Here is a 23,669-nt window from a genome sequence, read left to right on the forward strand (position 1 = left end):
AGAAATCGACGAGATGATCGCAAATTTAAAAGATAAATTCCTGCGCCGCGACGCGAAATTTAGCCTGCTGATGTACGAGCGGTTTTTCCGCATTTTAGCGGGCGCTAAGAGCATGCTCGCCATCAGCCCGGACAACACCTACGCGATTTCTATGATGATCTTTATGATGATGGAGGCGGTAAATCTGCGCGAGATCGACGAGCTCATAGAGGTCGGAAGATCCCTGGATCAAGGCGAGGGCTATGCTTCCGCTTCGGCGCCTAATTTAAACGCGCAAAGCTCTGCGCCGAATTTTAGATCGAATTCCAACCAAAGCGCGTCATTTGCGCCAAATAACGAACCGGGCGGCGCGGCTTTTGCACCGAGCGACCAGAGTAGCGCGACAAGCGGAGCGCCGAGCTTTACTGCGAGCGCAAAACGTCCCGCAAGCTCGGCACAAAACTCCGGTGCGGGCGGTGCGGCAAAACAGAGCCTTGACGCAGGCGGCGAGATCAAACCGGGCGCGGCGGCGCAGGCGCAAAATTCTAACTCTTCCGTTAAAACGGGCGCTCAAAATGAAATTTACGAGAATTTTTTAGCCAAAATTTACGACCGCGATTACGATCTGGGCGAGAAATTTAGCAAGTGCGTGGAATTTTTAAAGTTCGAGCGCGGCACGCTGTATCTGCTCTCGCGCGCGCAGGGGCAGGACAGAGAGTACCTACGCAAGGGTTCGCGAGCGATCAATAGCGTGCTAAAATCACTTTTCGGCGAGAACGCAAAAATAAAAATCGAGCAAAGCGCGCCACAAAACGGCGATGATCCCGCCCAAAGCAAGCGCGATCGGAATTCCACACGCGGCGCAACCGCTACGCAAAGCAAGAATTCTACGCAAGGCGCGGCTTTCGAATCCGGCGCCGATACTGCGCGCCCTGCAAATTCGACCTCGCAAAGCCCTGTAAATTCCGCGTCGCAAAATTTTACTGAAAGCCCCACCTCTAGCAGCATGCAAGACAATCCCGAATCTACGCAAGCAGGCGAGCAAGATCATAGGAATTTAACCGGCGCGCAAGAGAGCGAGCAGAGCTGTGCACCGCAAATAAATTCCGTCGCAGATGAGGCGCAAGCCGCAAAATTGCAAACTGATGCGGCAAGAAATTCCGAGCGGCAGAATTTGGAAAAATCCGTAGCGGATTCTGCGACGCAAAATTCTGCACAGCGAAATTCTGCGACGAATTCCAATTCGCAAAATTCCGCTTCAAATTCCAAGCTGCAAAATTCCGAAATTTCCGCAGGAGATGACGACGGGGAGAAGGACGATCTGTTAAGATCCACCGATCCGCAAAACTATGCCGCAAAGCCTCGCGACACGAGTAAGAGCGTGCGCGCCGCCAAGGCAGGCCTCGCCGAGCTCGCAAACGGCGCGCAGGACGGCAAGGAAATTTTGATCTCCGAGATAAATAGGCTATTCGGCGAGCCCACCAAAATCACAGAATAACGCTTTATGCGGATTAAATTTGCCTCCGTGCGATCTTTGAAATTTAAACGCAAAGGCATCTGCAAGTTGAAAGGAATTTTAAACTCGAAGTGTTATTTTAGTGGGCATTTGCGATCCGCCGCCGCAAAAGCTAGCTGCATCAAATTCTGCTCGTTAATTCATAAGCTTGAGCTGCGTTTCGAAGGCGGATTTGGGGTAGAGGCCGATGAGTTTTTTGACCGCTTTGCCGTTTTTATCGTAGATCACCGACGTAGGGGTGCCGAAAATGCCGCCTACGATGGATTCGAAATATTTCACCGAGCTCGCACCGCTGACGCTTGGGAATTTTATCCCCTTTTCGCGAGCGACCGCGGCGTCGGCTTCCAGGCCTTTACCGCCGCCCAAAACGCCGATGATCAGCGCGTCGCCGCTAGCTTGCAGCTCGTTTAGCGCAGGCACCTGCTCCTTGCACGCGCCGCAGCTGCTAGTGTAGAAAAACAGCACGAATGGCTTGTCGTTGCCCTCGATCTTTAGCGTGCGCTCAGAAGGGTCGAACTTGGAGGCGAGTGAGGCGCCGTCACTGCTTAGATGGTGCTTCTGCCCGTCGCAACCCGCGAGCAGCAGCGCAAGTATGGCGGCGACAACTTTTAAATTTAAAAATTTTATCATCTAAAATCCGCCTTCGGGCGCGCTAAATCTGCCTTTAAATTTGCGTTTGAAATTTTAAAATTTGCGGCGCGATCCGGACGGAAATTTATATCGCGACCCAGGCTGAGACGTATGCCGTGATCTGCGCCGCAATCTGCGCTCGTAGCGTTTCGGTTTTTAAAATTTTGATTTTTTAAATTTTTACCCACTCCGCTAGACTTTGCAACGGTGCTTGGTCTTTCTAGGCAAACGGCTTCGGCGGGACGTGCGTAGCAAAGAGCCGCGCCTGCTCGCGCAAACTGCAAGTGAACCCAAAAAGAGCGCGGGCGGGCGGTAAAATTTTTAAATTTTAACGTAGCTTTATTTTTCATCATGCGAGCTAAATTTTACGCATTGGAATTCTGCGCGCCTGAATTTTTAGCACCTTGATTTTCGCCGTTAGAATTTTCGGCACTCTGATCTTCGCCGCCAGAGCTTTGCGAGGCGGGATTTTGCTTGCTCGCAGCTTCGGCGCTAGAGCTTTGCGAAGCGCTTTTGTTTGGATCGCGATCTGAAATTTTATCCTGCGAGCCGAGATTATGCTTCATCGTGCTTTGATCCAAAAGCTCTATTCGATCGAGCTTGCCGTGTCTTAGGCGTACCACTTTGTCGGCAAATTTGCCGAGCTCTTCGTTGTGCGTGACCAAAAGCAGCGTCTTGCCCTCGCTGCGAAGCGTTTGAAAGAGCTGCAAAACCACGCGCTCGTTGGCCTCGTCGAGGTTGCCCGTAGGCTCGTCGGCAATGATTATATCGGGGTCATTTATGAGTGCGCGCGCGATGCAGACACGCTGCTGCTCGCCGCCGCTAAGCTCGCTAGGGCGGTGCGTGATGCGGTGTCCGAGCCCTACTTTCTCAAGTGCCGCTTTGGCGCTGTCCTCGTCCACGCAGCTGTGGTAGTATTGATTTAACATGACGTTTTCGACGGCCGTTAGGTAAGGAATTAAGTGAAACTGCTGAAACACGAGACCGATCTTTTTGCGGCGAAATTCTAAAATTTGCTCGTCGTTTAGCGCACTCGCGTCGGCTCCGCCTAGGATATATCTGCCCGCGGTGGGGGTGTCCATCAGGCTTAGGATATTTACGAGCGTGCTCTTGCCGCTGCCGCTTGGGCCCATTATGCTGACCCACTCGCCGCTTAAAACGTCGAAGCTGATATTATCGAGAGCCTTAACCTCGCCGAAGTATTTGCAGATACCTTCAAATTTTAAAATTTCCATGTCATTCCCTTAATAGATTCGCTAAATTCGGATTCAGCGCCTTTTTGATCGGATAGTAGCTTGCCGCGAGCGCAAAAATCAGGCTCAGCGCGACCGCCGCAAAGAGGCTAATCAGCCTAAAATCCACGCTGCTTGAAAATATCAGATGCCCGAGCAAGATCGCGAGCAGGTATCCCACGAATACTCCAGCTAGCGAGCCTGCGACGCAGACGGTTAAAATTTCGCTCAGGATCAGGTGGAGCAAATTTTGTTTGCTCGCGCCGATTGCGCGGATGAGCGCGAACTCTTTGATGCGCGAAAGCAGGATCGAGCTAAGGCTCGTGTTGATGCAGACCGAGGTGATCAGAAGGATCGTAATGCCGATAAGAAGCATCAAAAGCTTGATTTTGTTTAGGATGATGCCCTGAGTCTTGGATACCTTACCGATCGGCGCGAAGCTCATCTGCGCGTCGCTCAGGCTTTTTGAAATTTCGCTTAGCTGCTTAAAATCGCCGCTTACGATCGCTTCGGCGTAATTTACCTGCGCGGGTTGATTTAAAATTTTTTGCGCCAGCGGTAGCGAGATTAGCAGCATGCCGTCCTCTTTCTGCCCGTCATAGACGATGCCTTTTATCTTTACCTTGCTCGTTTCGTTTGAGCCGATCGGCGTGATCTCGATACTATCGCCGAGCTTCGCGCCCAAAAGCTTAGCAAGATCCTGCCCGATGAGCGCGTTTTTATCGTCGAAATCCACGCCGATAAACGAACCCTCTTTAAGATCCAAAAACGGCATAGTATCGCGCAGAGAGGAGAAATTTACCCCCATGATGATGCCTGAGTTTACGCCTAAATTTGCGCTGCCGAAAAGATATTTATTTGCGCTTTTTAGAGCTGGAATTTTAGCAAATTTCGCATCGAGCGCTGCTTCGTCCATATGGGAATTTTCTAAATTTGCGGGGCTTACGATTAAATTTGCGCCGTAGCTGTTTAACTCGCTGGCGACCTTTCTATCGATGTCGGCGTAGATATTTACGAACGCCGCACAAACTGCGCTGCCTAGCATGATCGCGACAAAAATCACGAAGCTGCGAATGCCGCTGTTGATGATACTTTTAAAGATCGCGCTTCTGAAAAACGCGCCGTTATTTCCTGCCATAAAGCACCTCCGCAGGCAGTAGCTTGATCACTCCGCGTAGCGGTAGAATCGAGCCGATAATGCAAATAAGAAGTCCAAAGACGATGCTAAGCGGAAAGACCATAAGCGAGACGCCGATAAAGGAGCCAAAAATTTGATACGCGATCGCCCAGCTAAGCGCGTAGCCCACGACTGCGCCCACGAGTGAGCTTGCTACGCAGATGACGAAAATTTCGGCGGCGAACTGGATATAGATCATAAAGTTGCTCGCTCCCAGCGCCTTAAGCAAGCCGATCTCTTTTTTGCGCTTGTAAATTTCGCTGCTTAGCAGGCTCGTGATGCAGATGCTTGAAATCAGCAGAGATAAGATACTTACGACGCCCATTAAATTTTGAATTTTTTTCGTGATGCCGCTTTGAGCTTCGCTGACGCTAAGCACCGCCTTAGCGGTCGCGTTTGGATACTCCTCGGTGATCTGATATGCGATGGAGCTAACGTATGCTGAGCAATACCATGTGTCGTATTCTGTGGCGTCTAGATTATCGAGACTCCTTCTTGCCTTTACGGACAGATCGTCTTCTGGGATCGTCATGGCGCTAACTTCGGCCTTGGCGATGAGGCCCTCTTTGTGCGTTAGTTTTTGCACTAGCGATAAATTTGCGATCAGCTTTTTAGCTTCATCCTCCGCGCCGTGCAAAATCCCAACGACTTTAGCCTCATAATCTCCAAGCTTAACCGTATCGCCGATCTTTAGTCCAAGCCCGTCTCCTGCGAGCACCTCATTCTCGGCGCCGTCTTTTACCCACTGCCCCTCTACGCTCCAAAATGGATAGAGCGAGCGCACGCCCGATCTGAAATCAGGCTCGTCGCTAACGCCCACGTCCTTTTCGAAGTAGGTTCCCACGACGTCGTAATCTCCTGCGTGGGTAGTTAAAAAGGGCGCAAAGGCGGTGATATTGTTGCGCCAAAAAATTTCTTTGATCTTATGCAGCTCGCTCTCTTTTAAAAAATCATCGTTTTTAAGCGGCGAGTATTCGCGCCCGCCGATCTCGATGCTTAGGCTTTGCGAGCGCGGTAGCACGACGATATTCGAGCCGTAGCTACGTAGCTCCTTAGCGACCTGATCGCCAATTTTTAGCGTGATATTTAGCATGCAAGCGATCAGCGAAACCGATAAAAATATCGTCAAAAACGCTAAAATTTTGCTATCCCTGGAGTTTAAAATGGAGGATTTGATGATGCGTAAAAACATTATTTAAGCTCCTTTAGCGTGCCGTTTTCATCTACATAGCGCTCGGGATGCGCGGTAAAGGCGTTTGCATTCGCTTCGCTTTCGAAAAAGTAGGTGCGTCCGTAGTAAAGATAGCTAAATTTAGAGGTGTTTAAAATTTCTTTTCTGCTGACCGGATCGATCACCTTTTTATCCACAATCTCCGAGAAATAGGACGCGCCGTCTTCAATCGTCTTAAGCGCGATGACGATATTTTGCCCCTCTAGCTTATAATCCAGCGGGATCGGATTGCAGCCGCCCAGCTTGCCGACGCTCGGCAAAAAGATACGCACGTTGCAAGCGATGCAGATGAGCTCGTCGCCTTTTTTAATATAGCCCATATCGCCGCAGATCGAGCACGCGTCAAAAACTGCGACCGGGGCAAATTTGTCCGTGAAGCGGTTTAGTAGAAAAAATCTGACCTTATGTCCGTCGTCGGTGACGTAGGCAAAGCGGTGCAGCTTGCCGTCCTTTACGATGTTTGCATCGATTATGAATTCCGCGCCTTGCGGCTCGATAATCTTAGGCTCATCGATCGTAGGCGGTTTTGAAGCGACCAAGATATAATAAAGTCCCAAAAAGCTGATTAAAACCCCAAGCGACAAGATCAGGCTAAAATCTCTAAAAATGGCGAATCTGCCTGCCTTAACCTCTCTAAATTTTATAATGTCCGCTTCGCGAGGCACTCGACTTGGCGCACGAAATACCGTAAGTAGCGCAATTAGCGCGGCTATAAGGCAAAGAGCTAGCGTCAGATAGGAGTTGTTGTAGTGGATGATTTTAGCGATGACGCTTAGAAACTCGGACGAGCCGATCGCGTTTGAAAGCCCTTCAAAACCCTTCGCAGCTAGCGCTTTGGGCGCGTCTGCCTGGCGCAGATCAAGGCCCAAAAAGCCGATTTTGGCGATAAAGGCAAACGCCCACGCAAGAGCGAATGACGCCAGCTTTGCACCTCTACTCGTACGCGCTAGAGCTGAGCGATAAATAAAATAGAATAAAATGAGCGCCAGCGCACCTAAAACCGCCATGAAGAGGTTGGTTAGGCTGAAGCTGTCCAGTAGCTCGCCGGAGAAAATTTTAAAATTCATCCCTATGAAGCGGTATTCAAATCCATACGCGCAACCAAGAGCAAAAATAACTATAGCGGTAAGATAGAATCGCTTAAACTTAAACGCAAGCAGTAGCGCGAGCAGCGCTAAAAGTGCGAGCGCATCAAACACGATCTTGCCCGTATCGGCGTTTGCCGAGCGCGCAAATGCGCTAAAGCACAGCGCCCCGAATGCAGCTCCCAAAAGCGCGGGCAAAAACGATGCGCTGATAAAGCGCCTGCCGCCCAGATACGCGCTTAAAAACGCGAGCGGAAATAGAGCCAAGCTAACGTGATAAAAAAATATCGTCATTAAAAATCCTCATCGAGTCTAATGCGCGTAAATCGCCTATAATTGCTTAAATTTTAAAATTTTAAAACCTACGCCATTTTGTAAATTTTAAAATTTCAAATCCGCTTGCAAAAAAGTTCGCAACGGCAAGAGCCGCCCGCAAAGAGAAATTTCGCCTCGCTATTGCTTTGGTTTTATCTCGTCCTTGCGGTGCGCTAAATTTTAAAATTTTGCCGCAGCTAAAAAGATTCGTAAGCTTAAACGCATTAAAGCAAAAACGATGCGCTTTGGCTGCGGCGTAGCGATTAAATTTTAAATGGGCCAAAGTAACCGCCTTAAATTTAAAGCATGCGGCTAAAACCCAATACCGCTAGGGCTCCGCCGAAAACGGACTCGGCGAAGCCCGCTACGATTTACTCTTTAGGAGCGCCTGTGTATTGGAAAGTGTATTTAACCGAGAACGGCTCCCACCATTTGCCTACGCCGGTCGCTTTGTCTGCGTGGCGTCCGAATCCGTTGGCGCTTGGATTTTCGATGTTATAGGTTAGCTCGTAGTTGCCTACGCCGTTTACCATCTTGATATTGGCGCCGTAGTGAGGGCCGTCGCTAGCTACCATCGGCATAAAATTTCCCTTTTGGATCTTGCCTGTATCTAGGTTTTTAAGCACGTAAGCGATCTTTAGGTAAGGGATCCACTCGCCCTCGCCAAATCCGTTTGCGTTGCCTTTGATAGCGTGGATATCCGCCTCAAGGTGGATGTCCGCTTTGCTAGGAGCTAGATCGATGCCTTTAGGTTCCATATCGATAGGCTGAAGATACACAGCAGCGATCTCCATTCCATTTTGCTCAATCGGCTCTCCGATCGGATGTTCTCCTGCCATTGCTATAACAGAGGCTAGGCTTAGCGCCAACATACCTGAAAAAATCTTTTTCATCTTTTCTCTCCTTATTAAGATTTGTTTTTTTGCTTATTTTTTAAGATCAAAATTCCTACGATTAGAAGCACGATCATCACCGCTTGCGGCACGAGGCTCTGCACGTAAGGATAAAATCCGATCCACGTAATCGTAGGAAGCCCGTCTATCACCGTAGGCACGAATACCTTGCCCTCGACTAGCTCCATCACGCCCTTGCCCACAAATACGACGGACATATAAAATATGATGACCGATGTAGCGATGAAAAATGGCTTGATAGCGATTTTAAGCGAGAATTTTTTGATGACGATATAAACTATGATAAGAGCCGCCAGACCCGCTACAAAACCTGCTGCTACCATGCTGGTAGCTGCCGGACTTTTAGCATCGAAAAGTAGTGCCAGATAAAATAGCACCGTCTCTGCGCCCTCGCGATAAACCGCTAAAAATACCGTCCACCAAAGCATCTTGCTATCGCCCGAGCTTAGGCTGTTTGAAATTTGACCTTGGATATAGGCGCTCCACTTTTTGGAGCTTGCATTTGAAAGAAGCCAAAAGCCCACGTAAAATAGCAGAACTACGGCGATTAACATCACCGCGCCCTCTATCACTTCGCGCGTTTGTCCTGCATTTTCACTACCGAAGATATAATTCAGCCCGTAAGCCGTAGCGATACTTAGCACAACCGCGACGCCAAGAGCACTGTAAACGATATTTAGGTGCTTTGAGTTGCCGGATTTTATAAGTAGAGCGATGACTGCGGCTACGATGATGAGCGCTTCAAATCCTTCGCGCAAGATGATGATAAACGCGTATAAAAATAGATCCCAGTTGCTTGATTTTTTCGTTAGCTCTAGGCTCTGGGTGAGTTGATCAAATAGCTTGTTTTGCGCCGCTACGATCTGCTCTTTGGAAGCACCCGCGCGCATAAGAGCTGAAATTTTATTAAAACTTGCTTCGGTGTCTAGTTTGAGCTGTGTGTCTTTGGCGCCAACGATATTTTCCATACCGCTCTCTTCGTATTCGTCGAAGTAAATATTGCCGCTTTCGTCGATCGCGTCATCAACCTTGCCGCTCTCGTAAAGCTGCAAAACCTTAGCCATCTTATCCTTGATATTTTGCACAATCGGCGTAAAATCCTTACCCTCATCCTCGCTAGTATCGCTTTGTGCTAACGCAGTCTGTGGCGCTATGGAGTAGCTTTCTTGCGGCAAATCATTTACGGCTTTTAATGCTAGATTATCTAGGGCGTTTATCGCTTCGTCAAATTTTGATTTGTCCGTATCCGCATCCTCGCGCAATAGATTTCCAATGATTTGCTGGATTGATTGATCGGTCTGAGACGAGACATATTTTCGTACCGCCTCCTCTAGGCGTTCGTTGCGGTAGATATCAAATTTAGCGCGATTTAGCGCAGCTTTTAGCGCAACAGTGTCTTTTTTATCAAACGCAGCTTTAGCGTTATCCAGCTCAGTTTTAAATTTCGTATAGACGCTCATCCAAGGCGAAGTTGTACCTGATGCTGCGGAATTCCCGCCTGAGGCTGGTGCAGAAGTGCTGCCGTCGCCTCCGTCTTGATACTCGGCTACGAGACGATGACCAGATTCGATCGCAGGTAGAACCTCATCAATCTCGCGATTTAGATTATCGATCATCGCTTGGATCTCATTTAGAGGCTTTTCGGCTTTGATCGCTTTACGGATATCGCCGAATTGCTTCTCCATATCGTAGGATTTTTTCTGTCCTAAATTTATGCGAATGCCGGCTTCCAGATTTTCAAAATGCCCAAAATACGCCTCTTGAGTTATCTTTCTAGCCTCAGAATTATTACCATCGACATAAAGCTTGATCGCTTGAGCAAATTTCTCTTTTATCGTCGCTGCTTCGGCGCGATAATCCGTATCCGCAAAAAGCATAGCAAGCGGAAAAATTAGAGCTAAAACCGCAAATTTAAAAAATTTCATCTGAACCTTCTTGAGTTGAATTCATACATTAAATTTCAAAATCGAGCGGCAATTATATGTAGAAAAATCTTAAAAAGTAATAAAAAAAGCGGTTATCATAAAGCACGAAAGCGGCTAAATTCTCAATTGCAAGAGCTTTTTGATAGATGGAATTTAATAGAATTTAGGATATGGCGGAATTTTAAAAGGCAGTCAGATTTTACTCCGACTGCTAAAATTTTAGTGAAGTTTCGACCAAATTTTACTTTTCCAAAGACCTGCAAAAACAGAAAGGATCAAGAAATAGATCATAATATTTATGGTTGTAGCTTCACGCTCAGCTTTTTTGCTGTCGCCTACGTCAGCCAGATACTCCACGACCTTGGCTTCAGCGTTTTCGTTCAAGCCTACGCGCGGCATCGAAGTGCCTGGAAGCTTCTTTTGCGTATCATTGATAAACTCGTGCAGATAGTTGGCGCCCTTAGAACGGATCATCATCGAAAGATCAGGAGGCGTCGAGCCCATATACGCAGCCAAGCTAGCCTTGTCGCTGGATGCAAAGAGCTTATCATATTTGACGTCGTGGCATCTTAGACAAGCATCCTCAAAAACCGCCTTGCTTAAAAGGAATTTTTTCTGCGCTTCATTTAGTTCGGTGCCTTGCTTGATGCCGCTAGCAGCAGCCTCAGAGGCGATTAGCTTATCCTCGCTAGGAGCGAGTGATTTTAGATAGGCTACGATATCGGCGATCTCTTGATTTAGATCACCGCCCGCACCGAAAAACCCGGGCATCGGAAAAGGCTTTTCGTCGCCAAATTTCTGATCTAGCTTAAGAGCCATGATCGGATCTTTGATGAGCGCAGCTAAGAATTTATCGGTGTATAGATAGCCTGCGCTGCTAAGATCCGGAGGATTGACGCCGTATGCGGCACTAGCGCTTGCCGCGTCCATAGGAGCGGGGATATTTGCACTTTTTATTCCATGACATGCGGTGCAGCCTGCATTTGTAAAGGTCTCGGCGCCGCGCACGGCATCGCCTTTGCTAAGATCTATTTTATTTATCTCGTCCCAAAAAAGCACCGTTTTGTCTTGTTGCTCTTTCGCACTGGCTAGGGCTTTTTTAGAATTTTTTATCATCGTCTCATCCCCGCCTTTTTCAGCTGCGGCCAAAGCGCTTTCTGCTGCGGCTACGTTATGCGCGGCTAAAGCCGTATCGCCTGCTGCAAAATCGTAATTTACCGGATCGGTGTGCGGACTGAGCTTAGTATGAGCATAAGGCTCGATAAACCAGTATAAAATTCCTACGCAAAAAAGCACCAAGATTAGGGTTCTTATCTCTTTCATGGCTAGACCCTCTTTCTTTCTGCGATTGTAATTAGCGGAAGCACTACGACGAGCAATCCAATATAGATGATCGATAAGGCAAAGCCCCAGTATTTGTTTTCGATACCGAGTTCCGCGCCGTCTGCAGGGAGCTTTCCGAATAGGCTAAGCAGAATCATGTCGATTACCAAAACCCAAAACCAGATGAAAAACGCCTTGTTTTTGTGTGCGGGCGCTACTACGCTGCTGCGATCAAATAGCGGGATAAAAAACAGCGAAACTCCAGCGAAGGCAAAGGCGATAAGTCCGATGTCGGCGGCCTTAAGCGGCCCTACGTCGAAGTAAAATCCGCGCAGAATTTCATACTCCCAAAGGAAGTACCATTCCGGATAGATATGCGTCGGGGTTTTGAGGCTGTTTGCCGGCTCGAAATTTATCGGATCCATCGCAAAATCGAAGTGAAAGCCGACCAGATAAAAGAAAAATATCATAAAGATACTGACGTAGAAAAAATCTTTCGCCAAAAAGCCCGGCCAAAACGGAATTACCTTACTTTCGCTAGTTTTGCCCTGCAGATACTTCTCACCCTCGAGCTCAAAGTCAATCTCCTCGCCGTCTAGGTTATTCACATGCGGAAATCTAAGCGAATAAAAATGCACTGCCAGCACCGCAACCACCACGAGAGGCAGTAAGCAGACGTGAAGCATAAAAAATCGCGTCAGCGTTGGATCACTAACAGCATAATCGCCGCGAATCCATTCGACTATCGCATCGCCAACTACGGGAATTCCACCGAATAAATTCGTAATAACCATCGCCGCCCAGTAGCTCATCTGCCCCCATGGAAGCATATAGCCACTGAAAGCCTCCGCCGAAAAGATGATGAAAAGCAGCATTCCGCTTACCCAAATCATCTCTCGTCCTTGCTTATACGAGCGGTAATAAATAGCTACTAAAGTATGAATGTATAAGATCAAAAATACAACTGATGCCGATACCGCGTGGATATGACGCCATAGCCAGCCGTATTCGACCTCCTTCATAATCGTGAAATTTACGCTATCAAATGCTAAATTTACATCCGGCTTATAATACATCACGAGCATTAGTCCACTAACGAACAAAACTATAAATAGCGTCATCAAAATAACGCCCATCGCCCAAAGGAAGCTAATATTTTTAGGAATCCAATACTCGCTTACCATCACCTTGAAAAATTTCGTTACGGCGAGTCTTTGGTCAAACCAATCCCAAACTCCCGTAGCTTTTCTTATATGTGCCATCTGCGCCTCCTATGCTTTCTGCTTTAGGGCTTGGTATTCGGGACCCTCTTCGCCTAAAACGAGTTTCGTTCCGTCGATTTTAAAGGGCGGTATATCCATAGGGCGCGGCGGCGGACCGAACACGTTTACGCCGTTAGCATCGAAAATTCCGCCGTGACATGCACAGATGAATTGTTGCGTCGATGGCTTGTAGCTAGGAATACAGCCTAAATGGGTGCAAAGGCCGATGCAAAGCGTATATCTAGCATCTCCTACGACGACATCGCGGGCATCGTTTTTAGGCATATCGGCAGTCTTTTTAAGCACGAAAATCGGCTTTTTGCGCCACTGTGTTTGATACAGCTCGCCCTCTTTGATCGGACTTAGATCTACCGTAGTGACGCCGGCAGCGCGCACGCTAGGTAGCGGATCCCACGATTTCTTCATCCCCACTAGCGCAAAAACACCACCCACAGCGGCAACTGCGCCGAAAGTAAGCCCGATAAAGCCTCGTCTATCTTGTTTTAGATCAGACATCTTTATCCTTTCAAATTAAGAAATTGACAAGCGTCAATTTTAGCCAAATAAAGATTAAATCAATATGATTATAAGCAGAAATTTAGCTTAATCTTGCAAGCTAAATTATATTTTAAGATAATTTTAATGCCTAGCAAGGCGTTTTCGCGGTTTAAAATTTTATAAATTCAAATTCTATTATATTCTATCATGGCGCGGAATTTAAAATTTTAAAATTTTATCATGCGAAATTCGCTATGGCAAGGACATGCAAAATTTTAAAATTTCGACGCCATAAATAAAATTTCATAAAGCGCGAGATTTTAAATTTAAAGCTACAGACGAAATAGAATTTATAAAATCAAATCTTAAAATTTCACTGCTCGGCTATGGCAGCGGCGGGGCGAATTTTGCACTAGCGCGCTAGCTGAAATTTTAAAATTCTAAATTACGTCGCGCTTCCGTCGTATGAAAAAATTCCACTAGAAGTAAAATTTAAAACATTAAAATCCCATAGCGGTGCAAATTCCAAATCATTAAAATTTTACGACATCACAAAGTCTCAGGCATCAAAATTCCCTTACGGTGCATTATGCCACGATGCAAAATTTCAAAATTTAGCGCAATCGCGAGCCGTAAAATTCTATAAAATTCTGCGGGATCCTAAAGCCTAGCCAAAATTTAAAGATAAATTTCATAAATCCTTAAAGCTTCAGCAAGCTGCGAAATCAGGGCGAAATTTCAAAATTATTATTCTGAAATTTGGGTCCCGCCTATCTAAAGCCTAGCCGATTTGCCCGAGCGAAAATACGCCGCGATCGCAAGGGCCACCATCGAAGCGACCATCACGTACGCCCAGCCGGGCACGGGGATACGCTCGCCGCTAGCGTATGAATGCATGCCGCTTAGGTAGAAATTTACGCCAAAATAGGTCATTATGACGCTAAAATACGCAAACATCGAGGCTACGGCAAAGGCGAACTGATTATTGAGCTTAGGCATAAATCTAAAATGCACGACCACCGCGTAAATAAAAATCGTAATGAGCGCCCAGGTCTCCTTCGGATCCCAGCCCCAGTAGCGCCCCCAGCTTTCGTTCGCCCACACGCCGCCTAGGAAGTTGCCCACCGTCAGCAAGCAAAGACCTAGGATCATCGACATTTCGTTGATATGCGTGGCTTCTGCGATATTGCGAGCGATCTCGGGGTTTTTCTTATCGAACAGAAACATCACGAGGGTGAAAATTCCAAGTAGCATGCAAAGCCCCAAAAATCCGTAGCTCGCGGTGATTACCGAGACGTGGATCGTAAGCCAGTGCGATTTTAAGACTGGCTGCAGATTGGTAATCTGCGGATCGATGTCGCTAAGATGTGCCACCATCAGCGTTATGCCAGCCATTATCGAGGTAAGCGCCAGCGAGATTGCAGATTTGCGCGAGAAAAATATTCCGCTTAGCGACAGCGCCCACGCGATATAGATGAGTGATTCGTAGGAGTTGCTCCACGGCGCGTGCCCCGAGACGTAGCCGCGCAGCGCAAGACCCGCGGTATGCGCGATAAAAGCGACGATATTTACGACGTAAACTAGCTTAAACGCGCCGCCTAAGCGAAGAGCGGGCTTCATCATCCTAAGAAAGATAAAGATCAGAAGCAAAAATCCCGAGACAGTGTAGATCGGAAAGAGGCGAGAAAAAATTTTAGCCTTATTAAATAAAATTTCATATTTTATCGCGCTCTCGCTAGGCATTAAATTTGCTCCGTTTTGCGCTTGGTATTTTTTGACGTAGCTTAGCATCTTTTCTGCGCCGCTCCAATCCCCGCTTTCTTGGGCATAGACCACGGACGAAACGAATATTCCCATCATCTTTTTAACTTCAGTTGATTCGTTTTGATCCAGCGCATCGCCTAGATATAGCGGCGAAAGCCACTCGTTATTTTTAGCGTTCTTAACCGGAATAATTCTAAAATAATCCCCCATAAACGCCGAGTAAAAGACGTTTACGCGCTCGTTTACCTTGATGATCTCTTTATCTAGCACACTGCGATTGCCCAAAGGCTTGCGGTTGATCTCTTCGACCATTTTATCGAGTTTGTAGTAGCTCTCGCCGCCTTTAAATTCAAAAAAATCCATCATGCTGGCGTGGCTTTGCTTCTCATCCATACCTAGAATTTTCTTAAGCTCCGGCTCGCTAACCTTGATGATCGGCGCACGCCTCCAGTAGCTTTGATTTAGCATAAACGAAAGCGCAGCGGCGTTATGGTTTAAAATTTCGCCATTTGGCGCCTTGTAGTTGTCGGCACGGTAAATTTTATTTAAAAGCTCCCTAGAAACTGTATCAAAAGGCTCCATTCGCCCATCAAATCCCTGAATTACGAGGCTTGCTAAATCCTCACTAAATTTAGGATCAAATTTCGGCACGGCTAGCTCGCCTCCCATAGTAGAAAAATTATGCGGTGGGACGGAGTCTTGCTCCGCTGCAGATTCTTGCGAAGCGGAGCTCTGCTTGGAATTTTCGGCGGCGGAATTCGGCGCGGAATTTTGCGAAGCGGGATCTTGCACGCTAGCCGGGCTTTGCGGCGCTGGATTTTGCAAAATAGAATTTTGAGTCGTGGAATTTTGTTCGGCGTTTGCTATGCTAGGATACAATGCAGCCAAGCTCAAAGCCAATGCGCCTACTAATGCTAATGCCGCACCTTTAGTGCCGCGTCGCGATTTTTTGGTGCGTTTTGATATGGAGCTTTCTGCGGAGCTTACGGGCACCGAGCTAGACGCGGAATTTTTAGAATTTACATCTTTTTCTCGAGCAAGATGCGTATTTTCGCTGATTAAGCGCGAGAGCTTGAAAAAGCGCGAGCCTCGGTTGAAAAAGTTAAAAAACATCCCCACGCAAAGCAAAAAATAGCCGATGTAAGTTGGAACTTTACCGGGGTCTTTATTGACCGAAAGCACGGTACCACGCTCATCCGTGTCGTATGAGCTTTGGAAAAATCGGTATCCGCCGTAATCGAGCACGTGATTCATAAAAATATCATAATCAAAGCTCGTATTGCCGTCTTTTAACGTGATTTCGCTTTTATATCCGGAGGGCGAATTGGTGCCTGGATAGCGATCCATCACAAAGTCGCGAAGCGCGATTTTAAAAGGCAGATGAAGCATCTTTGGCGCCAAGGCTACGATGAAATTCTTATCACCCACCTTGTAGCTAGCGCCATGCGAATCCCTAGGCACGTAGATTTCGCGACTCTGCCCCGCAAAGCTTAGCGTAGCTACTACGCCGGGCTCACCCGGTAAATTCGCAGCGACCGGGACGAATTTCTCGACCGCGGAGCTAAGCAGACTAACAGGGGCGAAATTTATCCCGTCGAAGCTGTAAAGCAAGAGATTGCCTAGCGGATTATCCTCGTTTCTCTTAAGCGGTGCAGTGCTCATATCAGCCATTCTAGTAGCGTTTATATCAAGACTTGAGTTTAGATAGAATTTGCCGTCTTTGGATTTTATATAGATGAAATTCTTACTTTTAGGCTCTGCATTAAAAGTAATACTAAGCTCGCCTATATCCATGCTTTCGCCTGATTGCAAGGAGACATTTTGGCTGCCAACATTGTTTGAAAATAATAGTTCCACGCGCGCAGGGGCCTGTCCGGTCGGATCTTGCACCCATTTTAGCTCGCCGTGTTCTACGAGCTCTTTAAATTTTAAATTTGCGATCCTGCCCTCTACGTCTAGATTGAGATCGAAGTTCATCCGTCCTGCGCCGTTTAAAAATTTGCTCTCGTCAGCAGATATAAACTCGCCGTCGCTGCCTAAAGTAAGGAGCTGAACGACCTCGTCTTTAGTCGTTACGATCGAGCTCTCGCTGCCCTCTCTTATATGGATATTGCCCTCAAAGCCAAAATATCTCGTCAAAATTGCTCCAGCAAGCATAAACAAAAAGCTCGCGTGAAAGATTAGCGCAGGCAGAGTGCGAAGCTTAATCATGCGGTAACGATAGATATTGTAGGTTAAATTTACTCCCAAAAGCACCATCAGCGCGCCAAACCACGCAGTAGAATAAACCATCGCCCAAGCTACTTCCGTGCCATAAGCGGTCTCTACAAAAGTAGCGATTGCACAGGCTAGCGCCAAAATCAGTAGCATCACTGACGCGCACTCCATACTAAAAAATGTCTTCATTGATTTCCTTTAGATTTACGAGGGTTTTCAAAATCGCGAGATTTTAGCAAAAATTGCTTAATTTTTCATTTTACGACTTGCAAGCGCACGCCTACTAGCTTAGCGCGAATATGCGTTAAGATGGCTCTGATGAAGCGGTAAAATTCTCTTCTTAGGCATTCGCGCAGGAATTTAACGGCGCGGATAAATTTTATAAAATGCTGCAGAATTTGGCAAAATTCTATTAAATTTCGTGCGTCATCTCATCGCGTAATTTATAATCTAGAATTCCGCTGCGATAAAATTTTATCTTTGCGGAATTCCTTATTATTATTTTTTGCCTTGGGTATATGCGAGCTCGCACACGTCGCCCACGGCTTGGTGGCACGGGATCGCCGAGATCGAGTTATTGGGCGAGCCATCTATCACTTTATCTGAATAAACCAAATAGATTAGCGAGCCCTGCACCGCGTCGTAAAGCCTAACTACGTGGGTCTTTTTGAAGATCAACGAACTGCGTTTTTCAAAAATATCCTCTTTTTTCAGCTCCTCTTTAATGATGATTTTAGGCGCTGTCTGCACGCACGACACAGAGGCTTCGGAGCGGTCCTCCTCCACGCCGATGATCTCTTTGGCGCCGCCTTTTTTGGCATAAGAGACGTAGCAGGTCACTCCATCAACCTTAGGATCTTTAACCGCGATAACTTCGATGCGATCGTCTTTGCCAAAAATTCTAAACGAAGTATTTACGCTACCTACGAGCTCGTAATCGCCCGCGCAAGCAAAAGCCGTTAAAATCGCTACTAGAATAAATTTTTTCATAATCATCCTTTGGAATTTTAGCGGCGATTTTATCATTTATAATATAAATATTAAGCAAGTTTTTATAAAATACCGCGATTTAAATTTAAAGGAATTTTATGATCGAAGATATCTTTAGAGAATACGATATTCGCGGCATCGTGGGCGAGGAGCTAAACGAGCGCAGCGTAAAGGCGATCGGCTTCGCTCTTGGCAAACATATCGCAAATCTCGGGCTTGAGCGCGTTAGCGTAGGGTACGATGCCCGTCTTAGCGCGGATGAGCTTTTCGGCTATTTCGTAAGCGGGCTAAATTTTGCCGGACTGCGAGTTTATAAGATCGGCTTGCTGCCGACGCCGGTGGGCTATTTTAGCGTATTTACGCATAAATTTGACGCAAACGTAATGATTACCGGCTCGCACAATCCCAAAAATTACAACGGCTTTAAGATCACGATCGGTACGGACAGCTTCTTCGGCGAGGATTTAAGGCGTCTTGGCGCGCAGGTGCGGGAGCTGATGAGTTCAAATTTTGAAATTCCAACTGATATAAGCACCCAGAAGTACGACATCTTAAGCGAGTATCTAGCATATTTTGAGAAGGAATTTGCAGCTTTAAAAGGCTTTGCCGCGCCCTTTATAATCGACTGCGCAAACGGAGCTGCGGGCGTTACCGTTACTAAAATCATAGAAAGGCTAGAGCTAAACGCTAAAGTTTTGTTCCCGCAGCCAGACGGCAACTTTCTAAACCACCACCCGGACCCCAGCGAGGAGAAAAATTTAGCGGATCTTAAAGCTGCGATGAAGCAAGACGGCGTGAGCTTGGGCTTCGGCTTTGACGGAGATGCCGATAGAATCGCCGTGCTAACTCCGCGCCGTAATATCAAAGGCGACGAGCTAGCCTGCCTACTTGCCCTAAATATGACCCATCCGCGCATCCTAGGCGAGGTCAAATGCTCGCAGGCGATGTACGATACCATCGATAAGATCGGCAAAAGCTTCATGGGCAAGACCGGCCACAGCAATATCAAAAAGGCGATGAAGGAGCTCGGTATCGACCTTGCCGCCGAGGTTAGCGGGCATATTTACTTTAAAGAGCGATATTTCGGCTTTGATGACGGCGTATATGCGATGATGCGTGTGCTTGAGCTCGTAGCTAAAGGATATGATTTAGACGCCGAGCTAGACAAGCTGCCGCGAGTTTTTAGCACTGATGAGATAAAATTTAATACGAGCGAGGAGTGCAAATTTAAGATCATTGAAGCTCTTAAAGCTCAAATCCACGCAGGCATCGCGGAGCTGCCGCCCATCCGCGATATTATCGAGATCGACGGCATCAGAGTGCGGTTTGATGACGGCTGGGCGCTCGTACGGGCAAGCAATACCACGCCTGTGATCGTAACCCGCTTCGAGGCCTCTAGCCCCGAGTTTCGCGACGAGATGCAGCGCGTATTTTTAGGTAAACTAGAAAATTTAAAGGACCAGAGATGAACGAATCTGAAAAGCAAGAGGTTGAGAAAAATATAAAAGAGCTTTTGGCTGCGAGAGCGGAATTTTTTAAATTCTTAGATGAGCGTGTGCCAAAGATCGCGGATACCGACGTATTTGATTTCGAGCGCGCAGATGAGGCTAGCTTGAAAGAAGTTTATGCGAAATTCTACGGCTACGATTACGCCGCGCGCAAGCTGCTGCCATATTTATACCGCACTTATGGGCTAGACTTCGATGTCTGAGATCATCTTAGATCGCGCCGCTTATGCGCACAATCTAGCGCAAATCGCCGCCAAAGTAGGTGAAGCGGAGCGAGTATTTTTGGTAGCCAAGGATAATTCATACGGTCATGGCTGCAGGATTTGCTGCGAGGAAGCGGCAAAGCTAGGCTTCGTACGCGCCGTAACGCGAAGTGCTACGGAAGCTGCGCAGATCGCGGATTTATTTGATGAAATTTTAGTGCTCTCGCACATTCCAAGCGGGGACGAGGACGAGCGGTTTTGCTACGCGGTAAATGATCTGAGCTACTTCTCGCGTCTTAAACGAGGGCTTAAAATTTATATCGCTGCAGATACTGCTATGCACAGAAACGGCATCGCTGCGAGCGAGCTAGATGAGGCGCTTAGGCTATGCAAGGTGGGCGGATTTAAGCTTCGTGGCTTTTTTACACACTTTCGCGCAAGCGACGAGCTAAGTGGAGATTTTTTCGCACAAAGACAGAATTTTATAGAATTTAAGCGTTTCGCGGGGCGAAAAGCCGCCGCCGCGGGCTTTAGAAATTTAAAATTTCATTCGAGCAACTCCGCAGCTATCGAGCGAAGTGCGGGCTTTGAGGACGAATACGTGCGCGTGGGTATGGCGCAATTTGGATATCCGCAATTTGACGAGAGCCTAAATTTACGCCCTGTGCTAAAGCTCTATGCCGATCTGATCAGCTCGCGCGTGCTAAAAAAGGGTCAGCGAGTGGGCTACGGCGCGAAATTTGAAGCGCCGCGCGATATGAGGATCGGCACATACGATTTAGGCTACGCAGACGGGCTATTTCGCTACGACGGTGAGGGCGAGCTAGCGCTTGCAAGCGGGCAAAAAATGCTCGGAAAAATGTCGATGGATAGCTTCTGTGCAGAATTCGGCGGAGAGCGAGTTTGCGTGCTGGACGATGCGCAGATTTGGGCAAAACACTTTGGCACGATCGAATATGAAATTTTAGTCAAATTAAATTCCAACATCCCAAGGAGATTTCAATGAAAGAGCTGCAAGGAGAAAATAACGAGAGTATAGGTTACGACGATAAAGGCTTATCCGCGCGAGGCGAGAACTTTGGCGAAGGAGAGTATCCGCGCCAAAAAGGAGGGCTTCATATCTTAATCAAAGCCCTAATCGTCTTAGTGATTGCGGCGATTGCGTTTGCGATATTTGCAGTGCCGGTTTACAACAAGCTCGTAAGCAAAGATGAAGAAGTTAAGGCCGCGTGGAGTCAGGTGCAAAATCAATATCAGCGTCGCGCCGATTTGATTCCAAATTTCGTAGAAACCGTCAAGGGCTACGCTAGCCATGAAAAAGATACCTTAGAAGGCGTCATAAATGCCCGCGCTAAGGCAACTGCTATCAATATCAATGCAGAAAGCTTAGCGCAAGATCCGGAAGCGTTTGAGAAATTTAACGGCGCTCAAGGCGAGCTTAGCTCGGCCCTATCGCGCTTAATGCTGGTAGTCGAGCGCTACCCGGATCTTAAGGCAAATCAGAATTTCGCCGACCTGCAAAATCAGCTCGAAGGCACGGAAAACCGCATCGCCGTAGCGCGCAAGGATTACATCGCTTCGGTGCAGGAATACAACAAACTAATTAGAACCTTCCCTACAAACATCATCGCGCGCATCGTAGGACTAGGCGGCGCCAAACCTAGCTTTAGCGCTGATAGCTCAAGCCAAAAAGCCCCTAGCGTCTCGTTTAAATAACGCTAAGGGAGACAAATGCTAAGCGAGCAGTGCAAGCAAGAAATCCACGAGCTAATCACGAAAGCCGAAACCGCAAGCGGTGCGCAGATCGTCTGCGTGGTCGCGCGCGAAGCAAGCGAGGACTGCGAAGCTAGCTATAGCGCGGCGGCAGTGACGGCGTTTGCGATCGGCATCGTTCTGTGCTTCGTGCCGCAAATAAGCAAAGCTGAGCTACTGCAAATCGTAGCGCTTAGCTTCATTGCGATTAAAGCTCTGCTAGCTAAATGCCCTGCGCTTTTAACTCTAATCACGCCTAAATCTCGCAGACTTCGGCTCTCGGGCGAGTTTGCGATGCTAAAATTTTACGAGCGCTACGGCAGCGTAAAAGAAGCGATAATGTTTTGCGTCTGCGTCCGCGAGCGCTGCGCTCATATCATCTGCGGCGCGCGAGCGGCGGAGTTTATCTCTAAGGTTGAGTTTGAACGTATCACGACGGAATTTAACCCCAGCACGCAAGGTCTTGAGCCTGCTGTTTTAAAGGCGATGGACGCGCTGTGCAAGCTAGCCATGCGAGTGCCTAAAGATAGCGAAAATAACGAGATAGAAGAGACCTTGGTGGAGCTGCGATGAGAGTGGCTTGGAGATTTGCTTTTGCCCTAATGGCGTTATTTGTAGTCAGCACCGCCGCTCCCAGCGAGTATCTAGCCCATCCAAACGGCACCGCTGTAATTGATGAGGCTGGTATTTTACGCCCAGCCGCAAGAGAGAGCCTGAATGAAATTTTAACGACTTTCGATAAAAATTCCTCAAACCAGATCATGCTCGTAAGCCTAAAATCGCTCGGTGGCTACTCTATCGAGGAAATCGGCGTAGAGCAGGCGCGCGCTCTTGGTATCGGGCAAAAAGGGCGCGACAACGGCGTACTGCTGCTCGTCGCTCCGCACGAGCATAAAGTGCGTATCGAGGTCGGATACGGGCTAGAGGGCGTGCTAACCGATATGCGCGCCAAGCGTATCATCAGCAATAAAATTCTGCCCTATTTTAGGCAGGAGGATTACGAAAGTGGCGTCATTAGCGGGATTTCGGCGATCATTAGCACGATCGAAGGCGGCGATATAAAATTTGATCCCCTTAACGCCAACGCGCAGCAGGATCCGAGCAACAAGGACTTTGCGATCTTTATGGTGCTTTTTGCGGTCTTGCTTTTTGCGATACTAAGCCGTCGCGTGACGCGCCACAGTAGAAGCGATGAGGATATAATCTCAAGTGCAGACATCATAAACGAAATCGCGCGCTCATCGCGCATGAGAGGCAGCCCATCTGGGGATTTTGGCGGATTTAAAGGAAGTGGCGGTTTTAGCGGAGGCGGTTTCAGTGGGGGCGGCGGAAGCTTCGGCGGAGGCGGTGCTAGCGGGAGCTGGTAGTTACGGAATTTTATCAAAATTCCAAATCGTAGAATTTTATCTAAATTTTAAAATTTCAGAATTTCTAAATTCGGCTACTTGCGTAGAAAAACAGCACGAGTGGCTTGTCGTTGCCCTCGATCTTTAGTGTGCGCTCGGAGGGGTCGAACTTGGAGGCGAGCGAGGCACCGTCGCTGCTTAGATGGTGCTTCCATCCGTCGCAGCCTGCGAGCAGTAGCGCGAACACGGCGGCAGCAACTTTTAAATTTAAAAATTTCATAATCTGAAATCCGTCCTTAAATCTGCTTTTAAAACTGCTAAATTCGCTTTTAAATTTGCGTTTGAAATTTTAAAATTCACGGCGCGATGCCTGTCAGAATTTATGTCTAGGTCCGCTCCGAGGCGTATGTCGTAATAATCCATGCTTGGGTTTATGCCGTGACCCTTGACGAGATTTATGTCATAATCCGCGCTAGAATTTATATCGTGGCATATATTTAAATTTAAGTCTCGATCTGCGTTAAAGTTTATGCTTTGGCATGTGCTGCAACAATATGTTTAAGGCGTATGTTGCGATCCGTGTCGTACCGCACTAAAGTCTATGTAACGATTTGCCTCGCAATTTGTACTCGTAGCGTTTCGGTTTTTAAAATTTAGGCTTTTAAAATTTTTCCCTACTCCGCTCGGCGTCGCATCGGCGCTTGATCTTTTGAGGTAAACGGCTTCGGCGGGACGCGCGCAGCAAAGAGCCGCGCCTGCTCGCGCGAGCTTTGTGCGGATCCAAAAAAGAGCGCAGGCGGGC

General features: G+C 47.6%; 20 protein-coding genes and 2 pseudogenes. 7 read left to right on the forward strand and 15 right to left on the reverse strand.

Annotated elements, in window-relative coordinates; translation table 11 throughout:
• Window positions 1-1,477 (forward strand): annotated as a pseudogene (locus Q0372_RS06400) (hypothetical protein); the annotation flags it as partial.
• Between the two features lie 153 nt (window positions 1,478-1,630).
• On the opposite strand, the gene Q0372_RS06405 reads toward Q0372_RS06400, so the two are convergent.
• The 13 genes and pseudogenes from Q0372_RS06405 to Q0372_RS06465 all read right to left on the reverse strand — a co-directional run bounded on the left by Q0372_RS06405 (window position 1,631) and on the right by Q0372_RS06465 (window position 18,058).
• Window positions 1,631-2,125 carry a TlpA disulfide reductase family protein gene (locus Q0372_RS06405; RefSeq protein WP_298103952.1) on the reverse strand — a complete coding sequence of 165 codons (495 nt, stop codon included), beginning with the start codon at window positions 2,123-2,125 and terminating at the stop codon, window positions 1,631-1,633.
• The gene (locus tag Q0372_RS06410) at window positions 2,122-2,475 is read right to left on the reverse strand and encodes a hypothetical protein (protein WP_298103955.1); all 354 of its coding nucleotides are present in this window, start codon (window positions 2,473-2,475) and stop codon (window positions 2,122-2,124) included. Before Q0372_RS06410 ends, Q0372_RS06405 begins: the two co-directional genes overlap by 4 nt.
• A 246-nt stretch (window positions 2,476-2,721) precedes the next feature.
• A pseudogene (locus Q0372_RS06415) lies at window positions 2,722-3,360 on the reverse strand (ABC transporter ATP-binding protein); the annotation flags it as partial.
• 1 nt (window position 3,361) lies between these two features.
• On the reverse strand, window positions 3,362-4,495 hold the full coding sequence (locus Q0372_RS06420) for an FtsX-like permease family protein (protein ID WP_298042050.1): 1,134 nt from the start codon (window positions 4,493-4,495) through the stop codon (window positions 3,362-3,364).
• Complete coding sequence (locus Q0372_RS06425) at window positions 4,482-5,726, reverse strand: ABC transporter permease (RefSeq protein WP_298103960.1); 1,245 nt, start codon at window positions 5,724-5,726, stop codon at window positions 4,482-4,484. The genes Q0372_RS06420 and Q0372_RS06425 overlap by 14 nt, the downstream gene beginning before the upstream one ends.
• The gene (locus Q0372_RS06430) at window positions 5,726-7,144 is read right to left on the reverse strand and encodes a Fe-S-containing protein (RefSeq protein ID WP_298103963.1); all 1,419 of its coding nucleotides are present in this window, start codon (window positions 7,142-7,144) and stop codon (window positions 5,726-5,728) included. Before Q0372_RS06430 ends, Q0372_RS06425 begins: the two co-directional genes overlap by 1 nt.
• 392 nt (window positions 7,145-7,536) lie before the next feature.
• On the reverse strand, window positions 7,537-8,058 hold the full coding sequence (locus Q0372_RS06435) for an iron transporter (protein WP_005869331.1): 522 nt from the start codon (window positions 8,056-8,058) through the stop codon (window positions 7,537-7,539).
• A gap of 14 nt (window positions 8,059-8,072) precedes the next feature.
• Window positions 8,073-10,004, reverse strand: coding sequence for an FTR1 family protein (locus tag Q0372_RS06440; RefSeq protein WP_298103966.1), 1,932 nt, complete (start codon window positions 10,002-10,004; stop codon window positions 8,073-8,075).
• Between the two features lie 219 nt (window positions 10,005-10,223).
• Window positions 10,224-11,327, reverse strand: a complete 1,104-nt coding sequence (locus Q0372_RS06445; RefSeq protein WP_298103969.1) for a c-type cytochrome — start codon at window positions 11,325-11,327, stop codon at window positions 10,224-10,226.
• A 2-nt stretch (window positions 11,328-11,329) separates the two neighbouring features.
• Window positions 11,330-12,589 carry a cytochrome bc complex cytochrome b subunit gene (locus Q0372_RS06450; protein WP_297922814.1) on the reverse strand — a complete coding sequence of 420 codons (1,260 nt, stop codon included), beginning with the start codon at window positions 12,587-12,589 and terminating at the stop codon, window positions 11,330-11,332.
• 9 nt (window positions 12,590-12,598) lie between these two features.
• A complete protein-coding gene (petA, locus tag Q0372_RS06455) occupies window positions 12,599-13,105 on the reverse strand; it encodes a ubiquinol-cytochrome c reductase iron-sulfur subunit (protein ID WP_177387024.1) in 507 nt (168 codons plus the stop codon).
• Between the two features lie 756 nt (window positions 13,106-13,861).
• On the reverse strand, window positions 13,862-17,257 hold the full coding sequence (gene ccsA, locus Q0372_RS06460; RefSeq protein ID WP_298103973.1) for a cytochrome c biogenesis protein CcsA: 3,396 nt from the start codon (window positions 17,255-17,257) through the stop codon (window positions 13,862-13,864).
• A 309-nt stretch (window positions 17,258-17,566) separates the two neighbouring features.
• Window positions 17,567-18,058 carry a CreA family protein gene (locus tag Q0372_RS06465; RefSeq protein WP_298103976.1) on the reverse strand — a complete coding sequence of 164 codons (492 nt, stop codon included), beginning with the start codon at window positions 18,056-18,058 and terminating at the stop codon, window positions 17,567-17,569.
• A 98-nt stretch (window positions 18,059-18,156) separates the two neighbouring features.
• Here Q0372_RS06465 and Q0372_RS06470 point away from each other — a divergent pair, with 98 nt between their 5' ends.
• The 6 genes from Q0372_RS06470 to Q0372_RS06495 are packed head-to-tail and all read left to right on the forward strand — an operon-like array spanning window position 18,157 to window position 22,888.
• A complete protein-coding gene (locus Q0372_RS06470; RefSeq protein WP_298103979.1) occupies window positions 18,157-19,527 on the forward strand; it encodes a phosphomannomutase/phosphoglucomutase in 1,371 nt (456 codons plus the stop codon).
• A complete protein-coding gene (gene cmeU, locus Q0372_RS06475; protein WP_298103982.1) occupies window positions 19,524-19,769 on the forward strand; it encodes a CmeU family protein in 246 nt (81 codons plus the stop codon). The genes Q0372_RS06470 and cmeU overlap by 4 nt, the downstream gene beginning before the upstream one ends.
• Window positions 19,762-20,775, forward strand: coding sequence for an alanine racemase (locus Q0372_RS06480; protein WP_298103985.1), 1,014 nt, complete (start codon window positions 19,762-19,764; stop codon window positions 20,773-20,775). Before cmeU ends, Q0372_RS06480 begins: the two co-directional genes overlap by 8 nt.
• Window positions 20,772-21,485 carry a LemA family protein gene (locus tag Q0372_RS06485; protein ID WP_298103987.1) on the forward strand — a complete coding sequence of 238 codons (714 nt, stop codon included), beginning with the start codon at window positions 20,772-20,774 and terminating at the stop codon, window positions 21,483-21,485. The genes Q0372_RS06480 and Q0372_RS06485 overlap by 4 nt, the downstream gene beginning before the upstream one ends.
• Window positions 21,486-21,500: 15 nt before the next feature.
• Window positions 21,501-22,094, forward strand: a complete 594-nt coding sequence (locus Q0372_RS06490) for a hypothetical protein (protein WP_298103990.1) — start codon at window positions 21,501-21,503, stop codon at window positions 22,092-22,094.
• Window positions 22,091-22,888 (forward strand): YgcG family protein, encoded by a 798-nt coding sequence (locus Q0372_RS06495; protein WP_298103993.1) that lies wholly within the window; start codon window positions 22,091-22,093, stop codon window positions 22,886-22,888. The genes Q0372_RS06490 and Q0372_RS06495 overlap by 4 nt, the downstream gene beginning before the upstream one ends.
• 64 nt (window positions 22,889-22,952) lie before the next feature.
• On the opposite strand, the gene Q0372_RS06500 is transcribed toward Q0372_RS06495, so the two are convergent.
• Window positions 22,953-23,147: a hypothetical protein gene (locus Q0372_RS06500; protein ID WP_298103997.1), complete on the reverse strand. Its 195-nt coding sequence runs from the start codon at window positions 23,145-23,147 to the stop codon at window positions 22,953-22,955.
• A 278-nt stretch (window positions 23,148-23,425) separates the two neighbouring features.
• A partial coding sequence (locus tag Q0372_RS06505) for a hypothetical protein (RefSeq protein WP_298104000.1) occupies window positions 23,426-23,669 on the reverse strand: 244 nt, incomplete at its 5' end.

This window comes from uncultured Campylobacter sp. (assembly GCF_937997405.1).
In the GTDB taxonomy this organism is placed as follows: Bacteria; Campylobacterota; Campylobacteria; order Campylobacterales; family Campylobacteraceae; genus Campylobacter_B.

What these genes read in the sequence shown, in the direction of transcription:
- Q0372_RS06405 (WP_298103952.1), bottom strand. Translation starts at nt 2,125, where the DNA reads ATGATAAAATTTTTAAATTTAAAAGTTGTCGCCGCCATACTTGCGCTG.
- Q0372_RS06470 (WP_298103979.1), top strand. Translation starts at nt 18,157, where the DNA reads ATGATCGAAGATATCTTTAGAGAATACGATATTCGCGGCATCGTGGGC.
- ccsA (WP_298103973.1), bottom strand. Translation starts at nt 17,257, where the DNA reads ATGAAGACATTTTTTAGTATGGAGTGCGCGTCAGTGATGCTACTGATT.
- Q0372_RS06420 (WP_298042050.1), bottom strand. Translation starts at nt 4,495, where the DNA reads ATGGCAGGAAATAACGGCGCGTTTTTCAGAAGCGCGATCTTTAAAAGT.
- Q0372_RS06430 (WP_298103963.1), bottom strand. Translation starts at nt 7,144, where the DNA reads ATGACGATATTTTTTTATCACGTTAGCTTGGCTCTATTTCCGCTCGCG.
- Q0372_RS06500 (WP_298103997.1), bottom strand. Translation starts at nt 23,147, where the DNA reads ATGAAATTTTTAAATTTAAAAGTTGCTGCCGCCGTGTTCGCGCTACTG.
- Q0372_RS06450 (WP_297922814.1), bottom strand. Translation starts at nt 12,589, where the DNA reads ATGGCACATATAAGAAAAGCTACGGGAGTTTGGGATTGGTTTGACCAA.
- Q0372_RS06485 (WP_298103987.1), top strand. Translation starts at nt 20,772, where the DNA reads ATGAAAGAGCTGCAAGGAGAAAATAACGAGAGTATAGGTTACGACGAT.
- Q0372_RS06440 (WP_298103966.1), bottom strand. Translation starts at nt 10,004, where the DNA reads ATGAAATTTTTTAAATTTGCGGTTTTAGCTCTAATTTTTCCGCTTGCT.
- Q0372_RS06495 (WP_298103993.1), top strand. Translation starts at nt 22,091, where the DNA reads ATGAGAGTGGCTTGGAGATTTGCTTTTGCCCTAATGGCGTTATTTGTA.
- cmeU (WP_298103982.1), top strand. Translation starts at nt 19,524, where the DNA reads ATGAACGAATCTGAAAAGCAAGAGGTTGAGAAAAATATAAAAGAGCTT.
- Q0372_RS06410 (WP_298103955.1), bottom strand. Translation starts at nt 2,475, where the DNA reads ATGAAAAATAAAGCTACGTTAAAATTTAAAAATTTTACCGCCCGCCCG.
- petA (WP_177387024.1), bottom strand. Translation starts at nt 13,105, where the DNA reads ATGTCTGATCTAAAACAAGATAGACGAGGCTTTATCGGGCTTACTTTC.
- Q0372_RS06490 (WP_298103990.1), top strand. Translation starts at nt 21,501, where the DNA reads ATGCTAAGCGAGCAGTGCAAGCAAGAAATCCACGAGCTAATCACGAAA.
- Q0372_RS06465 (WP_298103976.1), bottom strand. Translation starts at nt 18,058, where the DNA reads ATGAAAAAATTTATTCTAGTAGCGATTTTAACGGCTTTTGCTTGCGCG.
- Q0372_RS06480 (WP_298103985.1), top strand. Translation starts at nt 19,762, where the DNA reads ATGTCTGAGATCATCTTAGATCGCGCCGCTTATGCGCACAATCTAGCG.
- Q0372_RS06435 (WP_005869331.1), bottom strand. Translation starts at nt 8,058, where the DNA reads ATGAAAAAGATTTTTTCAGGTATGTTGGCGCTAAGCCTAGCCTCTGTT.
- Q0372_RS06445 (WP_298103969.1), bottom strand. Translation starts at nt 11,327, where the DNA reads ATGAAAGAGATAAGAACCCTAATCTTGGTGCTTTTTTGCGTAGGAATT.
- Q0372_RS06425 (WP_298103960.1), bottom strand. Translation starts at nt 5,726, where the DNA reads ATGTTTTTACGCATCATCAAATCCTCCATTTTAAACTCCAGGGATAGC.